Source organism: Duganella sp. SG902, assembly GCF_013376005.1.
Lineage (GTDB): Bacteria > Pseudomonadota > Gammaproteobacteria > Burkholderiales > Burkholderiaceae_D > Rugamonas.
In genome coordinates, this window is the sequence record NZ_JABMJK010000005.1 from 410,758 (window position 1) to 431,472 (window position 20,715).

General features: G+C 63.9%; 18 protein-coding genes. 9 read left to right on the plus strand and 9 right to left on the minus strand.

The genetic code is table 11. The features are described from left to right. Nucleotides 1-68: 68 nt before the first annotated feature. Nucleotides 69-4,226, minus strand: a complete 4,158-nt coding sequence (locus FHW83_RS13975; RefSeq protein ID WP_176646947.1) for a DEAD/DEAH box helicase — start codon at nucleotides 4,224-4,226, stop codon at nucleotides 69-71. Further along, complete coding sequence (locus FHW83_RS13980) at nucleotides 4,223-6,136, minus strand: S9 family peptidase (RefSeq protein ID WP_176646948.1); 1,914 nt, start codon at nucleotides 6,134-6,136, stop codon at nucleotides 4,223-4,225. Before FHW83_RS13980 ends, FHW83_RS13975 begins: the two co-directional genes overlap by 4 nt. Before the next feature lie 325 nt (nucleotides 6,137-6,461). On the opposite strand from FHW83_RS13980, the gene hemE reads away from it, so the two are divergent. Beyond that, nucleotides 6,462-7,535, plus strand: a complete 1,074-nt coding sequence (gene hemE / locus FHW83_RS13985; protein ID WP_176646949.1) for a uroporphyrinogen decarboxylase — start codon at nucleotides 6,462-6,464, stop codon at nucleotides 7,533-7,535. Nucleotides 7,536-7,842: 307 nt separating this feature from the next. Here hemE and FHW83_RS13990 read toward each other — a convergent pair whose 3' ends face one another. Continuing rightward, nucleotides 7,843-8,175: a hypothetical protein gene (locus FHW83_RS13990; RefSeq protein WP_176646950.1), complete on the minus strand. Its 333-nt coding sequence runs from the start codon at nucleotides 8,173-8,175 to the stop codon at nucleotides 7,843-7,845. Nucleotides 8,176-8,270: 95 nt separating this feature from the next. Here FHW83_RS13990 and FHW83_RS13995 point away from each other — a divergent pair, with 95 nt between their 5' ends. Then, a complete protein-coding gene (locus tag FHW83_RS13995) occupies nucleotides 8,271-10,286 on the plus strand; it encodes a primosomal protein N' (RefSeq protein WP_176646951.1) in 2,016 nt (671 codons plus the stop codon). A 31-nt stretch (nucleotides 10,287-10,317) separates the two neighbouring features. On the opposite strand, the gene FHW83_RS14000 is transcribed toward FHW83_RS13995, so the two are convergent. Next, nucleotides 10,318-11,205, minus strand: coding sequence for an ArgP/LysG family DNA-binding transcriptional regulator (locus FHW83_RS14000; protein ID WP_176646952.1), 888 nt, complete (start codon nucleotides 11,203-11,205; stop codon nucleotides 10,318-10,320). Nucleotides 11,206-11,301: 96 nt separating this feature from the next. Between FHW83_RS14000 and FHW83_RS14005 the strand changes: the two genes are divergently transcribed. Beyond that, nucleotides 11,302-12,744, plus strand: a complete 1,443-nt coding sequence (locus FHW83_RS14005) for a dihydrolipoyl dehydrogenase (protein WP_176646953.1) — start codon at nucleotides 11,302-11,304, stop codon at nucleotides 12,742-12,744. 150 nt (nucleotides 12,745-12,894) lie between these two features. After that, a complete protein-coding gene (locus tag FHW83_RS14010; protein WP_229224170.1) occupies nucleotides 12,895-13,947 on the plus strand; it encodes an HD-GYP domain-containing protein in 1,053 nt (350 codons plus the stop codon). A gap of 3 nt (nucleotides 13,948-13,950) precedes the next feature. On the opposite strand, the gene FHW83_RS14015 is transcribed toward FHW83_RS14010, so the two are convergent. Then, nucleotides 13,951-14,433 (minus strand): SRPBCC family protein, encoded by a 483-nt coding sequence (locus FHW83_RS14015; RefSeq protein ID WP_176646954.1) that lies wholly within the window; start codon nucleotides 14,431-14,433, stop codon nucleotides 13,951-13,953. Between the two features lie 118 nt (nucleotides 14,434-14,551). Between FHW83_RS14015 and FHW83_RS14020 the strand changes: the two genes are divergently transcribed. Genes FHW83_RS14020 through FHW83_RS31070 form a run of 3 tightly spaced genes read left to right on the plus strand, consistent with a single transcriptional unit; the run spans nucleotide 14,552 to nucleotide 17,378 of the window. After that, nucleotides 14,552-16,615, plus strand: coding sequence for a UvrD-helicase domain-containing protein (locus FHW83_RS14020; RefSeq protein ID WP_176646955.1), 2,064 nt, complete (start codon nucleotides 14,552-14,554; stop codon nucleotides 16,613-16,615). A gap of 53 nt (nucleotides 16,616-16,668) precedes the next feature. Further along, nucleotides 16,669-17,127, plus strand: a complete 459-nt coding sequence (locus FHW83_RS14025; RefSeq protein ID WP_229224171.1) for a cache domain-containing protein — start codon at nucleotides 16,669-16,671, stop codon at nucleotides 17,125-17,127. 38 nt (nucleotides 17,128-17,165) lie between these two features. Next, on the plus strand, nucleotides 17,166-17,378 hold the full coding sequence (locus tag FHW83_RS31070) for a SlyX family protein (protein WP_176646956.1): 213 nt from the start codon (nucleotides 17,166-17,168) through the stop codon (nucleotides 17,376-17,378). Here the strand turns inward: FHW83_RS31070 and FHW83_RS14035 are convergent, their stop codons facing one another. The 3 genes from FHW83_RS14035 to FHW83_RS14045 form a co-directional block, all read right to left on the minus strand. Further along, nucleotides 17,379-17,846, minus strand: coding sequence for a heme-degrading domain-containing protein (locus tag FHW83_RS14035; protein ID WP_176646957.1), 468 nt, complete (start codon nucleotides 17,844-17,846; stop codon nucleotides 17,379-17,381). Nucleotides 17,847-17,901: 55 nt separating this feature from the next. After that, nucleotides 17,902-18,168, minus strand: coding sequence for an SEL1-like repeat protein (locus FHW83_RS14040; RefSeq protein ID WP_176646958.1), 267 nt, complete (start codon nucleotides 18,166-18,168; stop codon nucleotides 17,902-17,904). A 235-nt stretch (nucleotides 18,169-18,403) separates the two neighbouring features. Continuing rightward, nucleotides 18,404-18,841, minus strand: a complete 438-nt coding sequence (locus tag FHW83_RS14045) for an energy transducer TonB (RefSeq protein WP_176646959.1) — start codon at nucleotides 18,839-18,841, stop codon at nucleotides 18,404-18,406. 149 nt (nucleotides 18,842-18,990) lie between these two features. Between FHW83_RS14045 and FHW83_RS14050 the strand changes: the two genes are divergently transcribed. Next, nucleotides 18,991-19,437, plus strand: a complete 447-nt coding sequence (locus tag FHW83_RS14050) for an SRPBCC family protein (protein WP_176646960.1) — start codon at nucleotides 18,991-18,993, stop codon at nucleotides 19,435-19,437. Nucleotides 19,438-19,505: 68 nt separating this feature from the next. Here the strand turns inward: FHW83_RS14050 and FHW83_RS14055 are convergent, their stop codons facing one another. Then, on the minus strand, nucleotides 19,506-19,781 hold the full coding sequence (locus tag FHW83_RS14055) for a hypothetical protein (RefSeq protein WP_176646961.1): 276 nt from the start codon (nucleotides 19,779-19,781) through the stop codon (nucleotides 19,506-19,508). A gap of 111 nt (nucleotides 19,782-19,892) precedes the next feature. On the opposite strand from FHW83_RS14055, the gene FHW83_RS14060 reads away from it, so the two are divergent. Beyond that, a complete protein-coding gene (locus FHW83_RS14060) occupies nucleotides 19,893-20,459 on the plus strand; it encodes a TMEM175 family protein (protein ID WP_176646962.1) in 567 nt (188 codons plus the stop codon). The last annotated feature ends 256 nt before the right edge of the window (nucleotides 20,460-20,715 follow it).

Below are 20,715 nucleotides of genomic sequence, written 5' to 3' on the forward strand. Positions count from 1 at the left end.
TCTCTCCCGTTGATGGGCGCCGGCTGGCGCCATCAGGCTAAGACGGGAAAACCGGGTGCGAAGTTCCGCTACTTCTTCAAGCCTTCCTGCAGCATCGCCAGCATTTCGCTGGCGGACATGCGGCCGCTGACATCGCTGCCCTCGAGCAGGCTGTCGGCCAGGTCGCGCTTGTGCTGGTGCAGATCGACGATGCCTTCCTCGATGGTGTGGCGCGCCACCAGGCGGTAGATGGTCACCGGCCGCAACTGGCCCATGCGGTGCGCGCGGTCGGAGGCCTGGTCTTCCACCGCCGGATTCCACCACGGGTCCATGTGGATCACGTAGTCGGCGGCGGTGAGGTTGATGCCGACGCCGCCCGCCTTCAGCGAGATCAGGAACACGTCGCCCTCGCCGGCCTGGAAGGCGTCCACACGCTTCTTGCGGTCGGCCATCGAGGTCGAACCGTCGAGATACTGATAGCTGACGCCCTGCTCGTCGAGATGCTCGCGGATCAGCGCCAGGTGATCGACGAACTGGCTGAACACCAGCACCTTGTGCTTGTTGTCCAGCAGGTTCTCCAGTAGGTGCGCGAAGGCCGACAGCTTGCTGCTGGCCAGCTTGAGCTCCGGCGCGATCAGATTCGGATTGCAGCAGGCGCGGCGCAGCTTCATGATCTCGGCCAGGATCTGGATCGATTTCTTCTCGGCCGGCCCTTCCACCTTTTCCAGGTTCTCCAGCGCGGCGCGGCGCAGCGATTCGTACAGCGCCGTTTCATCGGCCGACAGATCGACTTCCAGCGTGATCTCAGTGCGCGACGGCAGCTCGGTCAGCACTTGCGCCTTGGTGCGGCGCAGGATGAAGGGCTGGATCAAACGACGCAGACGCTTGCGCGCGCCCAGTTCGGCGCGATGATCCTGCGGCTTCTCGATCGGCGCGGCGAAGCGCAGGTTGAACTGCTCGATGCTGCCCAGCAGGCCCGGATTGATGAAGCGGAACAGATTCCACAACTCGCCGAGGTGATTTTCCAGCGGCGTGCCGGTGACGGCGATGCGGAAATCTCCCTTCAACGCCATCACCGCCGCCGAGCGTTTGGTGGCGGCGTTCTTGATGGCCTGCGCCTCGTCCAGCACAATGGTATTCCACTGCACGCCCGCAAACAGCGCGGACTCCAGCTGCAGCAGGCCGTAACTGGTCACCACCACGTCGTAGGCGTGCAGGTTGCCCAGCATCTCGGCGCGATCGCCGGGACCGAACAGCTGCATGTTCAGCGTGGGCGCGAAGCGCGCCGCCTCGCTCATCCAGTTCATGCAGACCGAGGTTGGCGCGATCACCAGGGTCGGCCCCTGCGGCGCGCGCGACAGGATCAGCGCCAGCGCCTGCAGCGTTTTGCCGAGGCCCATGTCGTCGGCCAGGCAGGCGCCCACGCCCCAGTGCGCGAGGCGCGACAGCCAGTTGTAGCCCTCGACCTGATAGTCGCGCAGCTCCGCCTGCAGGGTGCTTGGCAGTTCGGGCGTGAAGGCTTCCTGCTCCTGCATGCGCGCCAGGTGCGCTTTCCACAGCTTGTCGGATTTGAGGCCGCCGACGTCGTCGGCCAGTTCCTCCAGCGCGAAGGAGACCAGCGGATGCACGCGCACGCCGTCGGCGGTGATCTCGCCGTAGGCCGATACCTCCTGCAAACGGCGATAGAGCTCCTCGGTCAGCGCCATGTAGCGGTTCTCGCCCAGCTCCACGAAACGGCCATGGCTCTTTTCCATCATCTCCAGCAGCGTGCGCAGATCGATGACCTTGCCCTCGTCGACCTGCAGCTCGCCGCTGGCGGCAAACCAGTCCTTGTTGCTCTTGATGGCGAGACGCAGCTGCTTGGTCTCCACCTTGTTCGTCACGCGGAAGCTCTCGCCCTCCGGCCAGGCGATAACGATGCTGGCCGGGTCCAGTTCCTGCAATTCCACCAGCAGCTGCAGGCACAGCGCCGGTTGGCCCAGCAGCCATTCGCCATGATCCTGCTCCGCCTGTTCCAGCACCGGGCACCTGGCGATCAGGTCGCGCTCCGCATCGCGTTCGTCGATCAGTTTGCGGCGCGCCTGCACCGGCTTGCCGCCGATGTCGGCGATCACGCTGTCGGCGCCGTCGCCCGGCTTGTAGTAGGCGCCGTTCACCAGCGGCCGCACCAGGATCTGCATCTTCAGGCCGTGTTGATAGGGCAGCAGGTGCAGATGCAGGCGCATGTCGGCCTCCATCTGCTCCATGTCCGGCGCGGCGCCGCCGATGTCCGACTGCACCGTCACCATCGACGAGATGGCGCTGATGGCCGACAGCACCTGCTGCTCCGCGTGCGCCGGCACGTTGAGCGCGTCGCCGACGATGGCGGCGATCTTGCGGTGTTCCTCGAGGATGTTCACCACGCGCAGGCGCGTCGGCGTCTCCTTGGTGATGACCACCGACGAGTTATCGTCCGGGATCGGCGGTTGCAGGCGCAGTTCCAGGTTGCCGGGGCTGCGCTTGACCAGCAGTTCCGGCTCGCCGGCCAGCATCTCCACGCGCATGTCCGGCAGATCGGACCAGAACAGCAGTGGATGGCCCACCAGGGCCGGCGCCGCGCGCTGCGGATCGATCTCGTAAGTGAGGCCGGTGGACTGGTAGCCGCGATGCGCCACCGTGATGGCTTCGGCCGCGCGGATGTCCTGCGGCGTGAGGAAGTTGAACTGTTCGGCCTCGAAGCGCAGCCGTTTCAGGCCCACAGCGCGGCCCTTGCTCCACAAGCCGCGCGCGTCGCGCTTCTGCTCCACCGGCGCGATGTCGGTCAGTCCATGGCGGTTGTCGTAGGTCAGGAGCCACACCAGGCGTGTGCTGCCCGCCGCCTCCGCCGTCGCCGGCTGCTGCAGGTTGATCAGCGCGGTGAGCTGGCGCTGCCAGCCTTCCTGCCGTTCGAACCAGCTGGTCATGTCCGGGAAGCCGAGGCGCGAGCGCAGCGCCTGGGCGTGGATCTGCATCTCGTTGTCGCCCATCTGTCCCAGCAGCGCCGCCGCCTGGCCGGCGATGAACAGATAGCCGGCGCGTTCGGCGTTCTTCACCAGCTCCTGCAACTGCTCCTTGCGCTCCTGCAGCTGCGGCAGCGACAGCCAGTAGTACAGCAGGAACTGGAACATCTGTGTTTGCAGGCCGGGCTCCCACGGCAGCGCCGACACGGTATCGACCTGCATCACGCCGGCGCGGATCTGGCGCAGCAGGTCGATCATCTGGTGCACCGAGCTGTCGTGGTTCTTCGGCAGCTTGACCGCGATTTCCAGGTAGGCCTCGGCCGCTTTCAAATGGCGCGGATCGCCGCTGCGCAGCGCCGACAACAGATACAGGTTGCCGCCCATGCCGGTGAACAGCTGCTTGCGTTTGCCGGTATCGCGGCGCAGGGTTTTCAGGGCCACGTCAAAACCGGTGATGGCGGCGCTGCCGGCGCCGCGCAGCAGCACCACAATGCTGGCCAGGTACTGGCTTTGCGCGCCGGCGGTGCGTTCGAGATAGCGCTTGGCGTCGTCGAGGCGGCCGCACAGCAGCGCGTCTTCCGCCATCGCCATGCGCAGTTCCGGGTTGATGTCGCCGTGACGGCGCTGCATGTGCATCTCGCAGTACTCGCGCAGCACCGGCGCGGTGTGCGGTTCCTGCTGGGCGTTGTGCATCAGCACCGCCAGCACGTCGTCCTGCAGCAGTGGGCTGACCAGCGCGATCATGCCCGGTTCGAACGGGCGGCCGAAGATGTCGACAATCGGATGCAGCTGCGCCGCCTCGTAGCTGCCCAGGCAGAACGCCAGCACCGACTGGATCTGCTGCGGCCCGTGGCCGCGCAAAAGGCCCATGCGCAGGCGCGCCATGCCGGCGCGGTAGCTGCGCGGCTCCATGCTGTTCCAGGTCTGGCGCATCGGCACCAGTTCGGCGTAGGCGGCGCACAGGTCTTCCATCGCATGGGTGCCGATGGCGGAGCGGATCGCCGGCCAGCGCAGCTTGGGATTGCAGACAAAGCCGCGTCCCGTCACCACGCTGATGAAGGCCAGCCGTTCCAGCTTGGACATGGCGTCCTCCAGCGTCGCCACGGTGTACTGCTTGCCGTCGTCGTTGTATTCGATGCGCGCGTGATGCAGGTGGTCGAGGATGGCGGTGCGGCCCATGGGCTCACCGACCAGCGCGAGCAGCGCCAGTATCGCTTTTTCGTTATAGGGCAGCGCTTCGAATTCGGCGAGCAGCTTGGGATCGGTCATGCGTGGTTCAGGCCAAAGATGCGTTGATAGAAGTCCAGTTCCGCTTCCAGCGTGCGGATGATGTTCTCGGCTTTGCGGAAGCCGTGGCCCTCGCCTTCCAGCGGGACGTATTCGACCGGGATGCTGCGTTTTTTCAGCGCGGCCACCATCATTTCCGACTGCTGCGGCGGCACCACCTTGTCGTCCAGGCCCTGGAAAAAGATCATGGGGCGCGACAGCTTGTCGGTGTGATTGATCGGCGAGCGTTGGGCGTAGACGGCGTCGGCCTGCGCTTTGGGCGCGATCAGGTATTCATTGTAGTGCGACTCGAATTTGTGCGAGTCCTGGTCCAGGCCTTTCAGATCGGAGACGCCGTAGTAGCTGGCGCCGGCCTTGAACACGTCGTGGAAGGTCAGCGCGCACAGGGTGGTGAGGCCGCCGGCGCTGCTGCCGCGGATAATCAGGCGGTCGCCATCGGCCAGGCCGCGTTCCACCAGCGCCTTGGCGCCGTTGACGCAGTCCTCGACGTCGACGATGCCCCACTGGCCCTTGAGGAGATCGCGGTAGGCGCGGCCGAAGCCGGTGCTGCCGCCGTAGTTCACGTCCAGGACGCCGAAGCCGCGGCTGGTCCAGTATTGGGTCTTCAGGTTGAGCGTGTTGACCGTCATGCCGGTGGGGCCGCCGTGGCCGATGACGATCACCGGCGGCTTGCTGCCCGCCGCCGCCTGCACGTCCTTGTTGCACGGCGGGTAGTAGAAGGCGTGCGCGGTGCGGCCATTGCTGGCGTAGCTGATGCTGGTCGGGATCGAGAGATTGGCTTCATCCGGCAAGTCTTCGATCGATTGCGCGAGGATTTCGACGCCTTCCTCGGTGAAATCGATGCGGGCCAGTTCCATCGGGATGGTCGGGCCGCCGGCCAGCATGGCGATGTAGCCGTTGGCGACGCGCAGCTCGCGGATTTCCTCGTAGGGGTTGGCGATGCATTCCAGCTTGCCGCTGCCCGGCAGCAGGCGCGCCAGGCGGCTCACGCCCTTGTCGATATAGGTGCAGATGATTTCGCTGGCCGAGCGGAAGCCGTACATGCTGTTGCCGAAGGTCCAGTGCGGGGTGGCGAATTCGGCCTCCATCGGGCACAGGCCCTCGGTGCGCTGGCGGTCGCGGCAAAGGCGGTACAGATTCCACCAGCCGCTGCGATCGGAGACGAAGTGCAGCAGGTTGTCGGGCGACCATTCGGGCTGGCAGATGGATTCGTCGGCGCCGCCGGCGATGCGGACCGGCGCGGCCAGCGTGCCGTCGTCGTTGAAATCGGCCAGCCACAGCGTGGTGCCCTGCCACGGCATGCGCGGATGGTCCCAGCTCAGCCAGGCCAGCGAACGGCCGTCCGGCGACACGCGCGGCGACGAGTAAAAGTCCGCGCCGTCCACCAGCACCGTCTCGGCGCCGCCGTCGAGCGTGATGGCGCAAATCGTGTTGATTGGCTGGGCGTGCTCGCCATCGCCATGCAGTTCGCGCACGGCGATCAGGCGGTTGCGGGCGCGGTCCACGGCGAAATCGGCGAAGCGCTGCGGGCCGGCCTGCGTCACCTGCACCGGAGCCTCGCCGGCGGCCATGCGGTAGACGCAGTTGTCCTTGAAATGCGTGAAATACACCGTTTCGCCGTCAACGGCATAGGCGCCGCCGCCATACTCGTGCACGCGCGCGCGGACATTGAAGGGCGCCGGCGTCAACTCCTGCGTGGTCACGCCGTGATAACGCAACAGCGTATTGCGTCCCGCCTCGGCCGCGCGGCCGGCCAGCCAGAAGATATCACCGCCATCCGCGCCGCCCAGCATGAGCGCGGACATCGGCACCGCCCCGGCCGCCACACGTTCCGCGCTGATGGTCGAGGTCCAGGCGCCGTAGGGGGCGATGATGGATGGTTGAGAAGTCATGAGGCGGCTCCAGAAAGGGTCTTTACGCGGTGCTAGGCATGATAGAGAAAGGTCAGCGAAAAAAAAAGCGCCAATTCAGGGTCAGCTCTGACATTCGGACAGCGGAGGCGCACTTTTGATATTTCTCAATGCCTCCGCATTTTTGTGACCAGACAAGCCAGGCTTAGCAGACCAAGCTTCCTAGCACACATTTAACAGGGCGTGCTGATATTTCTCAAGCTTTGTGCTTGCATGTCCGAATGTCAGAGCTGACCCCGAATTGCTTGGCCGGGAAAAACGACGCGGGATGCGATAATAGCGCTTTGAATGTCTTATATTGCCTTCCATGCCACAATTTGCCCCGCTGAAGAATGACACTTTCCTGCGCGCGTTGTTGCGCCAGCCTACCGACTACACGCCTGTGTGGCTGATGCGCCAAGCTGGAAGGTATCTGCCTGAATACCGCGCTACCCGCGCCAAGGCGGGCTCCTTCATGGGCCTGGCCACCAACCCGGACTACGCCACCGAAGTCACCATCCAACCGCTGGACCGCTTCCCGCTGGACGCCGCCATCCTGTTTTCGGACATCCTGACCGTGCCCGATGCCATGGGCCTGGGCCTGCATTTCGTCGAAGGCGAAGGCCCGAAGTTCGAGCGCCCGCTGAAAACCGAGGCCGACGTGCTGGCCCTGCGCCCGCCGGAAGCCGGTTCGCTGGACTACGTGTTCAATGCCGTCACCCAGATCCGCACCGAACTGAACGGCCGCGTGCCGCTGATCGGCTTCTCCGGCAGCCCGTGGACGCTGGCCTGCTACATGGTGGAGGGCGAAGGCTCGCGCGAGTTCCACACCATCAAGAAGATGCTGTACAACCGCCCCGACCTGATGCACCGCATCCTGGACGTGAACGCCAAGTCGGTGGCCGATTATCTGAACGCGCAGATCGACGCCGGCGCGCAAGCGGTCATGATCTTCGATTCCTGGGGCGGCGCGCTGGCCGACGGCGCCTATCAGACGTTCTCGCTCCAATACATGCAGCAGGTGGTTTCCCTGCTCAAGCGCGAAAAGGACGGCGTGAAGATCCCAGCCATCGTCTTCACCAAGGGCGGCGGCCACTGGATCGAGCAGATCGCCGATATCGGCGCCGATGCGCTGGGCCTGGACTGGACCGCCAACCTGGCCAAATCGCGTCAGCTGGTGGGCCATAAAGTGGCCTTGCAAGGCAATCTGGACCCGGCCATCCTGTTCGCCAGCCCGGAGCAGATCACCGCCGAAGTCCACAAGGTGCTGGACGCCTTCGGCGCGGGCAGTGGCCATGTCTTCAACCTCGGCCACGGTATCTCGCAGTTCACCCCGCCGGAGAACGTGGCGGCCATGGTGGAAGCGGTGCACAGCTACAGCAAGGCGCAGCGCGCCGCCTAGCCTGTCCTTCCTTGCCGGGGCACGTTCCGAGCCGGAACGTGCCCTTTTTCATTGGTGCGAACGGACTACCCGGAGCGACTTATACACAAATTTTTTTGCTGCGGAAATAATAGGCAGCGCTTTTTGGCTAGCCCCGGAAAATATTGCAAGTAATTGATTTATAAAGATAAATTTCGTAGCTCATCAGGTAATATCTGGCAAGCGGTAAACCCGCCCGCTAAGCTTCATCTGGTTTATTTCTTCATTTTCCACAAAGTTATCCACAAAAACTGTGGATAAAAAATAAAATGACTTAGTAAACCGTGACTTAGCCATAATATTGCTGTTTTTCTTTAAATTCATGTTGCGTTGCACGATTTTTAGGCAAAAATAGCAGGCTTGCCAAGCTCATTATCAAAGCACAAAGCTTGGTCCCCGCATAAGTATAAAATTTGGTGTCTTTGTGCTGTGCAATATGGTGGATAAGCCCCCAAAAAGTGCTTGATTTCGACAAAAAATGCATCCTAAATACTTCACTTATGCACAGCCGGAGCCGAGCGACGGCGATTTTGGCTCCCCTAGGAAGCATTTTCCAAGTAACTGATTTTAAAGAGAAAAAATTTTGATTTTTTGCCCGGTTTACGATGATATCCACATGCATGACGATGCTTTCCGGGCATTAAGTTTTCATTGTCCACAAAGTTATCCACAGAAACTGTGGATACATACAGCATCGGGATTTTCGCAAGGTGCAGCATGAATAATCCACGCCCTTGCATCCTCCAAATCGCGATTGATACGCCGCTCGATGCGGTTTTTGATTACCGCTGGCAATGCGAGGACGACCAGCGCCCGCAAATCGGCCAGCTGGCGCTGGTGTCCTTTGCGCGGCGCGAGGTGGTGGGCCTGATCGTCGGCGTGTCCGACCAGACCGATGTGCCGGTGGATAAGTTGAAAGATGCGCTGGCCGTGCGCAGCCAGTTGTCGCCGCTGTCGGCCCAGTGGCTGGCCCTGGCCGGCTTTGCCGCCGATTACTATCAGCGCCCGCTGGGCGAGGTGGCGCTGCCCGGCCTGCCCAAGAACCTGCGCGTGCTGACCACGGTGGCGCTGGACCGGGCCATCAAGAAGCTGGCCAAGCTGGACCTGCCGCACGATCCCACCCCGGCCAATATGCCGCTGCTGAACGCGCAGCAGCAGCAGGCGGCCGACGCCATCGGCGGCGCCCAGGGCTTCAAGCCCGCGTTGCTGTACGGCGTGACCGGCAGCGGCAAGACCGAGGTCTATCTGCAGGCCTGCGCTCAGGTGCTGGCACGCGAGCCGGATGGCCAGATCCTGATCCTGGTGCCCGAGATTAACCTGACGCCCCAGCTGGAGGGCAATATCCGCGCGCGCTTCCCCGGCGTGATGCTGGCCACCTTGCACAGCAGCCTGTCCGAGGGCGAACGCATGCTGCACTGGCTGGCCGCGCACGAGGGCAAGGCGCGCATCGTGCTGGGCACGCGGCTGGCGATTTTGTCCTCGCTGCCGCATTTGAAGCTGATCGTCATCGACGAGGAACACGATCCGTCGTACAAGCAGCAGGAAGGCTTGCGCTATTCTGCGCGCGACCTGGCCGTGTGGCGCGCGTGGCAGCTGCGGATTCCGATCGTGCTGGGTTCCGCCACGCCGTCGCTGGAGAGCTGGCATCACGCGCAGTCGGGCCGCTATCGCCTGCTGCCGCTGCGCGAGCGGGCGGTGAAGAACGCGGTGCTGCCGCAGGTGAAGCTGATCGATATGGAGCGCGACAAGCCGCAGGATGGCCTCACCTCGCAGTTGATCGCGGCGCTTAGGCAGCGCATGGAGCGCGGCGAGCAGTCGCTGTTGTTCCTCAACCGGCGCGGCTATGCGCCGGTGATCTGTTGCGAATCGTGCGGCTGGATCAGCGAGTGCACGCGCTGTACTTCCTTCATGGTGCTGCATCGCCCCGAACACCGCCTGCGTTGTCACCATTGCAGTCTGGAGATGCGCATCCCGCGCCATTGTCCGACCTGCGGCAACGTCGATCTGCAACCGCTGGGACGCGGCACGCAGCGCGTGGAGGAAGGCTTGCAGGCGCTGTTCCCGCAGGCGCGCGTGCTGCGCATCGATGCTGATTCAACCCGCAAGAAGGGCAGCGCGCAGGAGGCCTTCGACACCGTGCACAGGGGCGAGGTGGATATCCTGATCGGCACGCAGATGGTCGCCAAGGGCCACGACTTCAAGAAGCTGACGCTGGTGGGCATCCTGAATCCGGATACGGCGCTGTTTTCGCAGGATTACCGCGCCAGCGAGCGGCTGTTCGCGCAGCTGATGCAGGTGGCGGGGCGCGCCGGCCGGGCCGGGATTCCGAGCGAGGTGCTGATTCAGACGCGTTATCCGCAGCATCCGCTGTACGGCGCGGTGGTGCATCATGATTACGATCATTTTGCCACGGCCTTGCTGGAGGAGCGCGAGCAGGCGGCCTTGCCGCCGTATCTGTTCCAGGCCTTGCTGCGGGCCGAGGCGCGTGAGCTGGCCACGGCGATCGAGTTCCTCAACATGGCCAAGGATTGCGTCGCGCATCCCGGCATCACCATCAACGATCCGATTCCGATGACCATGACCCGCGTGCACAACGTCGATCGCGCGCAGTTGTTGGTGGAGTCGCCCTCGCGGCCGGCGTTGCAAGCGTTCCTCAGGGAGTGGATGCACGCGCTGCGCGAGATGAAGAGCCGCGTGAAGTGGTCGCTGGAAGTCGATCCGCTTGATATCTGACGTCGCACCGGCGCAGGCCGGTGCGACATTGCTAAGCTAGCAGGTGGCGGCGCGCGGTGGCGACGATTTGTTCGCTCAACGCGCGCGTGAATGGGGTGTCGAGGTTCCACGCGTGCCAGTTCAGCGCCACGTCCACGTAATGACCGGGCGCGAGATCGACCAGCCGCTCATCGGCAAGCGCCGCCGACACCTGCTGCTCGGGCAGCAAACCATAGGCCAGGCCGCCGAACACGCATTCGCTGGTGGCCGCCGACAGCGGCAGCGTGTGATGCGGATAGGCGCCGCGCAGCTCCAGCACCTCGTGCAGAAAGCCCGCCATCATGTCGCGATCATCGACCACGGCCGGCGCCAGCCGCGCCGCCTCGATCAGGAAACCATCGCCGAACCAGTGGTTGGCAAACGCCTTGGTCGCCACGCACACATAGCGCATGCGGCCCAGCGGCGTGATCTGCGGGCCGTTCGCCGCTCCCTCGGCCGGCCCGGCCGCGACGCAGCCGAACACGCTGCCCTCGCGCACCAGATGCAGGGCCATCTCGGTGCCGGCCAGTTGCACGTTCAACTGGCAGCGCGGCGGCGACAGCAATGGCCGCAAGCTCAGCGGAAACCAGGTCGCCAGGCTGGCCGCGTCCACCGCCAGCGAAATCTCCGGCATGCTGACCTGGTTGCCGAGGTCGATGTCGAGCGCCGCCTCCATCAGCTTCACATTGCGGTGGTGCGACACCAGCCGCTGGCCCAATCCGGTCGGCACCGCCGGCTGGCCGCGCACGATCAACAGGCGGCCGGCCGCGTCCTCCAGCGCCTTGATGCGCTGGGACACGGCGGATTGGCTGATGCCCAGCGCCAAGGCGGCCTTCTCGAAACTGCCTTGGCTGACCACCGCATCCAGCACCGCCAGCGCCCGGTAATCCAGATTGTCCATAAGTTGAGCTTATAAATTTTGAAAACGATAAGGCATACTAATGCCGTTTTGTTGCAAAGTAAAACGTATTCGCCAGTTCAGAGTAGACTTATTCTTATGAAAACTCTACGCACCGAAGTCGCCGTCATCGGCGCAGGCACGGCCGGCATGACCGGCTATCGCGCCGCCAAGGCCGGCGGCAAGCAAACCTTGCTGATCGAGGGCAATGTCTACGGCACCACCTGCGCGCGCGTCGGTTGCATGCCCAGCAAGCTTCTCATTTCCGCCGCCGACGCGGCGCACATGCTGCAGGCGGCCGCCGGCTTCGGCGTGCACGCGGGCGCGGTGCGCATCGACGGCAAGGCCGTGATGGCGCGCGTGCGCAGCGAGCGCGACCGCTTTGTCGGCTTCGTGGTGGAGAGCGTGGATGGCTATCCGGCCGAGGACAAGCTGCACGGCCACGCGCGCTTCCTCAGCCCGACCCGGCTGCAGGTCGGCGACCACACCTTGGTGGAGGCGGAACGCTTCGTCATCGCCACCGGCTCCACGCCCATCGTGCCGGACGAGTGGCGCGCGGCCGGCACGCGCGTGATCACCAGCGACGAGGTGTTTTACTGGGACGACCTGCCGGCGTCGGTGGCGGTGGCCGGCACCGGCGTGATCGGGCTGGAGCTGGGGCAGGCGCTGCACCGCCTCGGCGTGCGCGTGACCATCTTCGGCCGCGGCGGCAGCGTGGCGCAGCTGAGCGATCCGGAAGTGCTGGACGTGGCCCGCGGCGCCATGACCGACGAGCTGGACGTGCGCTTCAAGACCCGCATCGTCAAGGTCGAGCCGCAGGGCGACGGCCTGGCCATCACCAGCGAGGACACCAATGGCGACCAGCACACCGAGCATTTCGCCTACCTGCTGTCGGCCATCGGCCGCCGGCCCAATGTGCACCAGCTGGGGCTGGAAAACACCGGCCTGCGGCGCGACCACCACGGCATTCCGCTGTACGATAGCCAGACCATGCAGTGCGGCACGAGCGCCATCTTCATCGCCGGCGACGCCAACGACGAACGCCCGCAGCTGCCGGAAGCCGCCGACCACGGCCGCATCGCCGGCGACAACGCCGCGCGCTACCCGGACGTCAAGCCTGGCCTGCGCCGCACGCCGCTGGCCATCACCTTCACCGAGCCGCAGATCGCCACCATGGGCAGCGGCTACAGCGAGCTGTGCGTGTCGCACGCCGGCCGCTTCGCGGTGGGCAAGGTGTCGTTCCACAACCAGGGCCGCAGCCGCGTGATGCTGCAAAACAAGGGCATGCTGCGCGTCTACGCCGAATACCAGACCGGCCGTTTCCTGGGCGCCGAAATGATCGGCCCGCGCGCGGAAAACATCGGCCACCTGCTGTCGTGGGCGGTGCAGGCCGGCCTGACGGTGGACGCCATGCTGGACATGCCGTTCTACCATCCGGTGGTGGAGGAAGGCGTGCGCACCGCGCTGCGCGACCTGGCGCACCACCTGCAACACGAGCCGGCCCATGACTGCCCTTGCGTCGATTGCACGCCGGCGCCGTAAATTGTTATTGTTAAATCAAAGATACAAAATAGTCACACATTTTCATGTAAAAAGCCTTATGCTGCGGGCATGAATATTCGCAAAGTGACTGCGGCGGATTTAAAGCTGGGTATGCTGCTACCGTGGGATGTGTACGGGGAAAACGGTGCTTTGCTGGTCCGTAAGGGACACATGATCGCCAGCGCCAACCAGATCGCGTATCTGGTCGAGCGCGGCGTGTTTGAAGACGGCGAGCCAACATCCATTCTGGCCGATCCGCCGTCCGTGGTGCGCAAGCTGAACGCCGCCTACCTGGAACTGCACACGCTGCTGGACGCGGCCTCGCGCGGCGCCGCGCCGCCCGACTTCCGCCGCCGGCTGGACGACATCGCCCTGCTGGTGCACGCCGCCATCGACCTGAACGTCGACATCGCCACCGCCAGCGTGCTGCACAACCAGCACCAGGCGCCCTACGCCGCGCGCCACAGCGTCAACACGGCGCTGATCGCCGTGCTGCTGGCGCGCGCGCGCCAACGCTCGCGCAACGACGTCATGACCGTGACGCTGGCCGCGCTGACCATGAACACCGGCATGCTGGAGCATCACCAGCGCTGGCACGACAGCGCGGGCCCGCTGGACGCGGCCGACGACGCGCGCCGGCTGGCGCACCCGGAGCGCGGGGTGCGGCTGCTGCGCGCGGCCGGCGTCAACGACGAGGCGTGGCTGAATTGCGTGCTGCATCACCAGGAAAACGAGGATGGCAGCGGTTACCCGCACGGCAAGGTCGGCGCCCAGATTCCGCTGCTGTCCAAGCTGGTGGCGCTGGCCGACCGCTATTGCGCGCGCGTGTCCGAGCGCGCCTACCGCCCCACCATGACGGCCCATGGCGCGCTGCGCGACATGCTGCTGGAGGCGCGCACCACGCTGGACACCAACCTGGTGTCGCTGGTGATCAAGGAACTGGGCATCTACCCGATCGGCACCTATGTGCGCATGATCAACGGCGAGGTGGGCGTGGTGGCGCGGCGCGGCCTGCAATCGACCACGCCGCATGTGGAGTCGGTGCTCGGGCCGCGCGGCGCGCCGCTGGAGGTGTTCCTGCAGCGCGATACCCGCAACGCCTCGCACGCCATCCGCGAAGTGCTCAGCAACGCCCAGGTGGCCGCGCTGGACGCCCCCCGGCTGCGCATGGCGCAGGTGTGGGGGCGGGCGGCCGTCGAGTGACGCCTAGTTGAGCAGCGCGTCCAGCCGGCCCTGCTGGGCCAGCTCGCGCAGCATGCCGATGGTGTCGATGTCCGATTCCACATAGGCCGAGCGGCGGAATTCGTCGTACATGGCGTTGGCCTCGTCGGTGGCGGCGTCGTGGCTGTCCTCGTACTGGAAGCGCACGAACAGCGTGTCCTCGGTGGGCGTCTCGATGGTCATGGTCAGGCTGGACTCGGCGATGTCCTGCTGCGCGGCCACGCGGTAGCGCACGCTGCGCATCGGTTGCAGCTCCACCGTGTCCTCCACCACCAGCTCGCCGTAGCGCAGGCGGCGGCGGAAGCCGTGCTCGGTGCGCTGGTCGATGACGCTCTCGTCCAGGTGTGGCACGAACAGCTTGGGCGATTCGGCGCGCAGCACCAGGCCGCGCCACACTTGCTCCACCGACAGCACGTCGATCAGCGGGTTGAGCGGGTCGTTAACTTCGATTAAGTGTTCAAATTTCATGATTGCAACCAATGTAAGGTGGGGCGGGCGCCGCGATGAGCGCATGGTAACGCAAATGCCGCCGGCGCTTCATGCGGCGCGTCAGTAGCGGCCGCGCCGGCTGATACAATATGGGGCTATGTCCACCAAAGTTCCAGTATTCGGCCTTAATTTGCCGCAGAGCCAGGCTGTCACCTACCTCGATGGTCCATGCCTCGTGCTGGCCGGCGCCGGCTCGGGCAAGACGCGCGTGATCACGCAGAAGATCGCCCACCTGATCGAGGACCGCGGCTACGATCCGCGCACCATCGCCGCGCTGACCTTCACCAACAAGGCGGCGCTGGAGATGCAGGAGCGCATCGCCAAGCTGCTCAAGCAGCCGAAGCAGGCCAAGCAGCTGACCGTGTCCACCTTCCACTCGCTGGGCGTGCGTATCCTGCGCCAGGAGTGCACCGAGCTGGGCCTGAAGGACCGCTTCTCCATCATGGACAGCGACGACTGCGGCTCGCTGATCCAGGACATGGCGATCACCACCGACAAGCAGGTGGTGCGCCGCATCCAGACCGACATTTCGCTGTGGAAGAACGCCCTGGTCGACCCGGTGCAGGCGCTCAACCAGGCCAAGGACGAGGACGAGGCGCAATCGGCGCGCGTCTACGCCAGCTACGTGGCCACGCTGTCGGCCTACCAGGCGGTGGACTTCGATGATTTGATCCGCCTGCCGGTGGAATTGTTCCGCAACCACGAGAACGTGCGCGACAAATGGCAGCGCCGCCTGCGCTACCTGCTGATGGACGAGTACCAGGACACCAACACCTGCCAGTACGAGCTGGTCAAGCTGCTGGTGACCGGCATTGGCAAGAAGCCGATGTTCACCGCCGTGGGCGACGACGACCAGGCCATCTACGCCTGGCGCGGCGCCTCGGTGGAGAACCTGAAGACCCTGCAGACCGATTTCCCCGACCTGCAGGTGATCAAGCTGGAGCAGAACTACCGCTCCACCACCCGCATCCTGCAGGCGGCCAACGCGGTGATCGGCAACAACCCCAAGCTGTTCGAGAAATCGCTGTGGTCGGAGCACGGCCTGGGCGAGCCGATCCAGGTGACTTCGATGCCGACCGACGACGCCGAGGCCGACCAGGTGGCCATGCTGATCTCGGTCGACCATTTCACGCGCAAGAACAAGTGGTCGGACTACGCCATCCTGTATCGCGGCAACCACCAGGCGCGCATCATCGAGCAGGCGCTGCGCAAGGAGCGCATCCCCTACACGATTTCCGGCGGCCAGTCCTTCTTCGACAAGGCCGAGATCAAGGACATCATCAGCTACCTGCGGCTGCTGGCCAACACCGACGACGATCCGGCCTTCATCCGCGCCGTGACCACGCCGCGGCGCGGCGTCGGCCAGTCGACGCTGGAAACGCTGGGCACCTTCTCGGCGCAGTGGAACTGCTCGCTGTTCGAGGCGGTGTTCAAGGGCGGCATCGAGGGCTTGCTGCAGGATCGCCAGCTCAATCCGCTGCGCGACTTCTGCAACTTCATCAACAACCTGGAGTCGCGCGCCAGCCGTCCCGGCCCGTCCGGCAGCGGCGACAACGCGGCGCAGGTGCTGGACGATCTGCTGGAAGCGATCAACTACGAAAACTATTTATACGATATGTTCGACGAGCGCGCGGCCCAGAGCAAGTGGCAGAACGTGCTGGAATTCGTCAACTGGCTGAAGGATCGCGGCCGCGGCGGCAAGGACCGCGACGGCGAGGAAAAGAACGTGCTGGAGCTGACCCAGATGGTGGCCCTGATGTCCATGCTGGAAGGCCAGGACGAGGACCCGGACGCGGTGCGCATGTCGACCCTGCACGCGTCCAAGGGGCTGGAGTATCCGCACGTGTTCCTGGTCGGCTGCGAGGAGGGCATCCTGCCGCACAAGGGCGACGCCGACGCGCCGGCCGAATCGATCGCGGCGCGGGTGCAGGAGGAGCGGCGCCTGATGTACGTCGGCATCACGCGCGCCCAGCGCACCCTGCACATCACCTGGTGCAAGAAGCGCAAGCGCGCCGGCGAGCAGGTGCATTGCGATCCGTCGCGCTTCATCAAGGAGATGAAGCTGGACGAGGGCACGGCGCCGCCGATGGAGTCCGAGGTGCTCACGCCCAAGGAGCGGCTGGCACGCATGAAGGAACTTTTGGCCACCCCTAAAACCTAAGCTGTGCTAGCATCAAATCGGGCTGATCCGGCCTGATACCGATGGAGATGATAATGATGCGTGCGCAATTTGTTGCTGCTTTGGTGTTGACCAGCGCCCTGCTGCCGGCGGCGCGGGCCGAGGATGTGGTCACCAAGCCCGAGGCCGAGGCCATGGTGGGCAAGGCGCTCAAATACCTGAAAGGCAATGGCAAGGACAAGCTGTACGCCGAGGTCAGCAAAAAAGACGGCCAGTTCACCGACCGCGACCTGTACCTGGTGGTCTACGGCCTGGACGGCCTGGTGCGCGCGCACGGCGCCAACGGCAAGATGATCGGCAAGAACCTGATGGAGATCAAGGACATCGACGGCAAGTACTTCATCAAGGAACGCATCGAGCTGGCCAAGAAAAACAAGCCGTTCTGGCAGGACTACAAGTTCACCAACCCGGTCAGCGGCAAGATCGAGCCCAAGTCCATGTATTGCGTGCCCGAGGATGACATGGTGGTGTGCGGCGGGGTCTACCTCAAGTAAGGGCGGTACAATGCCTGCTTTCTGGCAGGAGTAAGACCGTGAGCAATACCGAAGACCGCTTCATCGACATTGAAATCAAGCTGGCGTATGCCGAGGACATGGTGGACTCGCTGAGCCAGCGCATCCACGAGCAGCAACAGCAGATCGACAAGCTGGAGCAACTGTGCGCATCGCTGGCGCAGCACGTGCGCAACCAGGCGCAAAACAATGGCGGCGGCCAGCTGCCGCACGAGCGGCCGCCACATTACTGATCAGGCCAGCACCGCGCGCAGCGCCTCGACCACCAGCGCGTGGTCCTCGGCCTGGCGCAGGCCGGACACGGTGACGGTGCCGATGATGCCGGTGCCCTTGAGGGTGATGGGGAAGGCGCCGCCGTTGGCCGCGTGATCCCTGGGATCGAGGTACTTGATGTCCTCGAACACCACGCCGCGATGCTTGTGGTCGATGCCGACGTAGAACGAGCAGCGGCCAAAGCGCGCCACCACATTGTTCTTGCGGCGGATCCAGTCGGCCTGGTCGGCCGAGGCGCCCTGCATGGCGTGGTGGAACAGCACCTTGCCGTTGACGGTGATGTTGATCGTGATGCGCTTGTCGCCGGCCTTGGCCAGTTCAATCAGCTTCAGGCCCAGCGTCAGCGCGGTGTCGCTGCTGAAGGCGGTGAATTGCAATTCCTGTTCCTGTTGCGTCAGCGTGTCCAGCAGTTCCGCGTAATTTTCCATGCATCATATCCGTGTTGATTGTGTCCAGGCCGCAGTGTAGCCGAGATCGGCGCTGTCACCAGTCGGTAAAGTGCGCGGCCTGGTCTTCCGTGAGCAAGCCGGCCAGGCGCGCCACCTTGTCCTGCCAGACGGCGGCCTCGGCCGGATCGGCCTGCATATGCGTCCCTTGCGACAGCATTTGCCCCAGCTGGCGCATGGCGCCAAGATGGCTGGCGATGGCCGCTCGCCGCAGATACTTCGCGCCCTCGGCATCGTTTTGCGGCACGCCATTGCCGGTGAAATACAAATTGGCCAGCGCCGCCTCGGCCGATGGCTGGCGCAAGCCGTCGCCTGGCCCAGCAAGTAGAGATTGCCGAGGCCGTAGCTGGCCGCCGCGTAGCCGGCTTCGGCTCCCTTGCGATACCAATCCGTCGCCAATGCCAGATCGGCGGGCGTGGCCCTGGTTGTGGCGAGCCCGTTCGCCATACGCAACTGGGCGTAGGCGTTGCCGTGTTGGGCGGCGCGCTCGTACCATGTCCGCGCCTGCGCCGGATCTTTGGCCATGCCGGCCTGGCCGTTCAGGTAATTGCCGGCCAGCTCAGCCTCGGCATCCGCCTGGCCACGCTCGGCGGCGGCGCGCAGCAGCTTTCCGTAGTGGCTATTTCCAGGGTGTCCAGCGTCCACACATATTGCATACGGGTCCAGCTGCTGAAGCTCGCTCCGTTGAGCTGTGGCGGACGGAACTGGCAGCGCCGGACGCCGGTGAGGGCGGCCTGGTCGAGCGACTCCACGCCGCTGGACGTTAACACCACCGCGTCGATCACCTTGCCGTCGTCGCCAATCAGGAAACCCAGCACCACGGTGCCGGTTTGTTGCTTGCGCAGCGCGTCTTTCGGCCATTCTGGCTTGTCGCAGGTCTTGAAATTGGCGACGGCAGCGGTTTTGACTGGCGCCTCGGCGGCCTGGGCGGCGTTGAGCGCGGTGATCGTCAGCAGGAGCGGGGCAAAAATGCGCATCGGTGGATAGAGCGTGGTGGGGGACGCGGATGATCTTATTGTGAAAATGGTAATTTGTCTATCTTGCGCGGCGTTGTCGATTTGCTGTACCTTGGTTCGTCGTAGGATGTAGAGGGCCGTCCTCTGACTTTCTCTTGAAGGAACCGATCATGACTACCAACACCATACAACTGCACCGCGTACTGAAATCCACCGCCGACCGCGTGTACCGGGCCTTCCTGCATCCAGACGCGCTGGCCAAATGGCTGCCGCCGCACGGCTTCTTCGGCACGGTGCATGAGATGGACGCCAAGGTGGGCGGCAAGTACCGCATGTCCTTCACCAACTTCACCACCGGCGGCAGCCATTCGTTTGGCGGCGAATATCTGGAGCTGGAACCAGGCCGCAAGCTGCGCTACAGCGCGCAATTCGACGATCCCAACCTGCCGGGCCGGATGCAGACCACCGTCACCCTGCGCGAAGTGTTCTGCGGCGTCGAGATGCACGTGGTCCAGGAAGGCATTCCGGCCGTCATCCCGGCCGAAGCCTGCTACCTCGGCTGGCAGGAATCGCTGACCCTGCTGGCCCAGCTGGTGGAGCCGGAAATCCGCGAGTAGATAAATCTCAAGGCAGGCGACTTTATGCGCAGGGTGCGAGATAGCGAGAGGTACTGATGCGCTAAGGTTTATTGGAGCCAGCCCAAGATCTTCAGCATGAGTCCGAAGGTGCCAAGGGCTGTGGTCAGGCTGACGCCGAAGAGGATGCGGAAATCCGTGGTGCGGATTTTCATCAGTTGCTCGTTCACGCGCACCAGTTCCGCATCGGTGCGGGCGAAGCCAGCCCGCATGGCATCGCCAAGTTCCTCGACAACCTTGCCTTGGTAATGGACCGCTGTCTCAAGGTGCGCGACGCGCTCGGCGATGCGATGTTGTTCCTGCAGAGATTGATTGTCGCCGTTCATGGCTGGCTCCTTTGATTTCGCTTCTCACTTTACTCCCGCGACGGCAGTGAGCATAGCTCGCACATTTGAGTCAGGTCAGTTAAGCTTGCGGAAATTTTATGAGGAGTAGGCATGGGCAAGGGCAGGTTGGAAGCGTTTAGCGATGGCGTCATCGCGATCATCATCACGATTATGGTGCTGGAGTTGAAGGTGCCGCATGGCGCGGAGTTCGAGGCGCTGGCGCCGCTGTTCCCGGTGTTCCTCAGCTATGTGCTCAGTTTTATCTATGTCGGGATCTACTGGAATAACCATCATCACCTGATCCATGCCGTCACCAGGACCTCCGGCGGCGTGCTGTGGGCCAATCTGCATTTGCTGTTCTGGTTGTCGCTGATCCCGTTTGTGACCAGCTGGATCGGTGAGCACCACTTCGCCGCCGTGCCGCTGGCTTGCTATGGCTTCGTGCTGTTCATGTCCAGCTTTGCCTACTTGATTCTGGTGCGCTGCCTTGAGGCCAACAACGAGGCGGTCAAGGCGGCGCTCGGCAGCGACCGCAAGGGCAAGGTTTCGATGTTGCTGTACCTCGTGGGCGTCGCGCTGTCGTTCTTCTACCCGCTGCTGGGCTTTGCCATGTACGTGCTGGTGGCGGTGATCTGGTTCCTGCCGGACCGCCGTATTGAGTCGCGCTACAAGTCCTGAACAGGCGCGTGACGGAATGCCGCTGAATTAAGAGCCGTCATTCCCGCGAAGGCGGGAATCCATGCTGAGCTTATGACCACGCGCCCTATGGATTCCCGCCTGCGCGGGAATGACGGCTCATCAGTTTGCGGTCGAAAAACACTTAACTTAGCGGCACACCCATGACGTGAGGCGTTTCCACGGTGAAATTGCGAGAGCTTTGAGTATCCAACGCTCAAAGATCGATTTCGCCAAGCAATGTTTGGAAAACCACGAT

What these genes read in the sequence shown, in the direction of transcription:
- FHW83_RS13975 (WP_176646947.1), bottom strand. Translation starts at nt 4,226, where the DNA reads ATGACCGATCCCAAGCTGCTCGCCGAATTCGAAGCGCTGCCCTATAAC.
- FHW83_RS13980 (WP_176646948.1), bottom strand. Translation starts at nt 6,136, where the DNA reads ATGACTTCTCAACCATCCATCATCGCCCCCTACGGCGCCTGGACCTCG.
- hemE (WP_176646949.1), top strand. Translation starts at nt 6,462, where the DNA reads ATGCCACAATTTGCCCCGCTGAAGAATGACACTTTCCTGCGCGCGTTG.
- FHW83_RS13990 (WP_176646950.1), bottom strand. Translation starts at nt 8,175, where the DNA reads ATGCATGTGGATATCATCGTAAACCGGGCAAAAAATCAAAATTTTTTC.
- FHW83_RS13995 (WP_176646951.1), top strand. Translation starts at nt 8,271, where the DNA reads ATGAATAATCCACGCCCTTGCATCCTCCAAATCGCGATTGATACGCCG.
- FHW83_RS14000 (WP_176646952.1), bottom strand. Translation starts at nt 11,205, where the DNA reads ATGGACAATCTGGATTACCGGGCGCTGGCGGTGCTGGATGCGGTGGTC.
- FHW83_RS14005 (WP_176646953.1), top strand. Translation starts at nt 11,302, where the DNA reads ATGAAAACTCTACGCACCGAAGTCGCCGTCATCGGCGCAGGCACGGCC.
- FHW83_RS14015 (WP_176646954.1), bottom strand. Translation starts at nt 14,433, where the DNA reads ATGAAATTTGAACACTTAATCGAAGTTAACGACCCGCTCAACCCGCTG.
- FHW83_RS14020 (WP_176646955.1), top strand. Translation starts at nt 14,552, where the DNA reads ATGTCCACCAAAGTTCCAGTATTCGGCCTTAATTTGCCGCAGAGCCAG.
- FHW83_RS14025 (WP_229224171.1), top strand. Translation starts at nt 16,669, where the DNA reads ATGATGCGTGCGCAATTTGTTGCTGCTTTGGTGTTGACCAGCGCCCTG.
- FHW83_RS14035 (WP_176646957.1), bottom strand. Translation starts at nt 17,846, where the DNA reads ATGGAAAATTACGCGGAACTGCTGGACACGCTGACGCAACAGGAACAG.
- FHW83_RS14045 (WP_176646959.1), bottom strand. Translation starts at nt 18,841, where the DNA reads ATGCGCATTTTTGCCCCGCTCCTGCTGACGATCACCGCGCTCAACGCC.
- FHW83_RS14050 (WP_176646960.1), top strand. Translation starts at nt 18,991, where the DNA reads ATGACTACCAACACCATACAACTGCACCGCGTACTGAAATCCACCGCC.
- FHW83_RS14055 (WP_176646961.1), bottom strand. Translation starts at nt 19,781, where the DNA reads ATGAACGGCGACAATCAATCTCTGCAGGAACAACATCGCATCGCCGAG.
- FHW83_RS14060 (WP_176646962.1), top strand. Translation starts at nt 19,893, where the DNA reads ATGGGCAAGGGCAGGTTGGAAGCGTTTAGCGATGGCGTCATCGCGATC.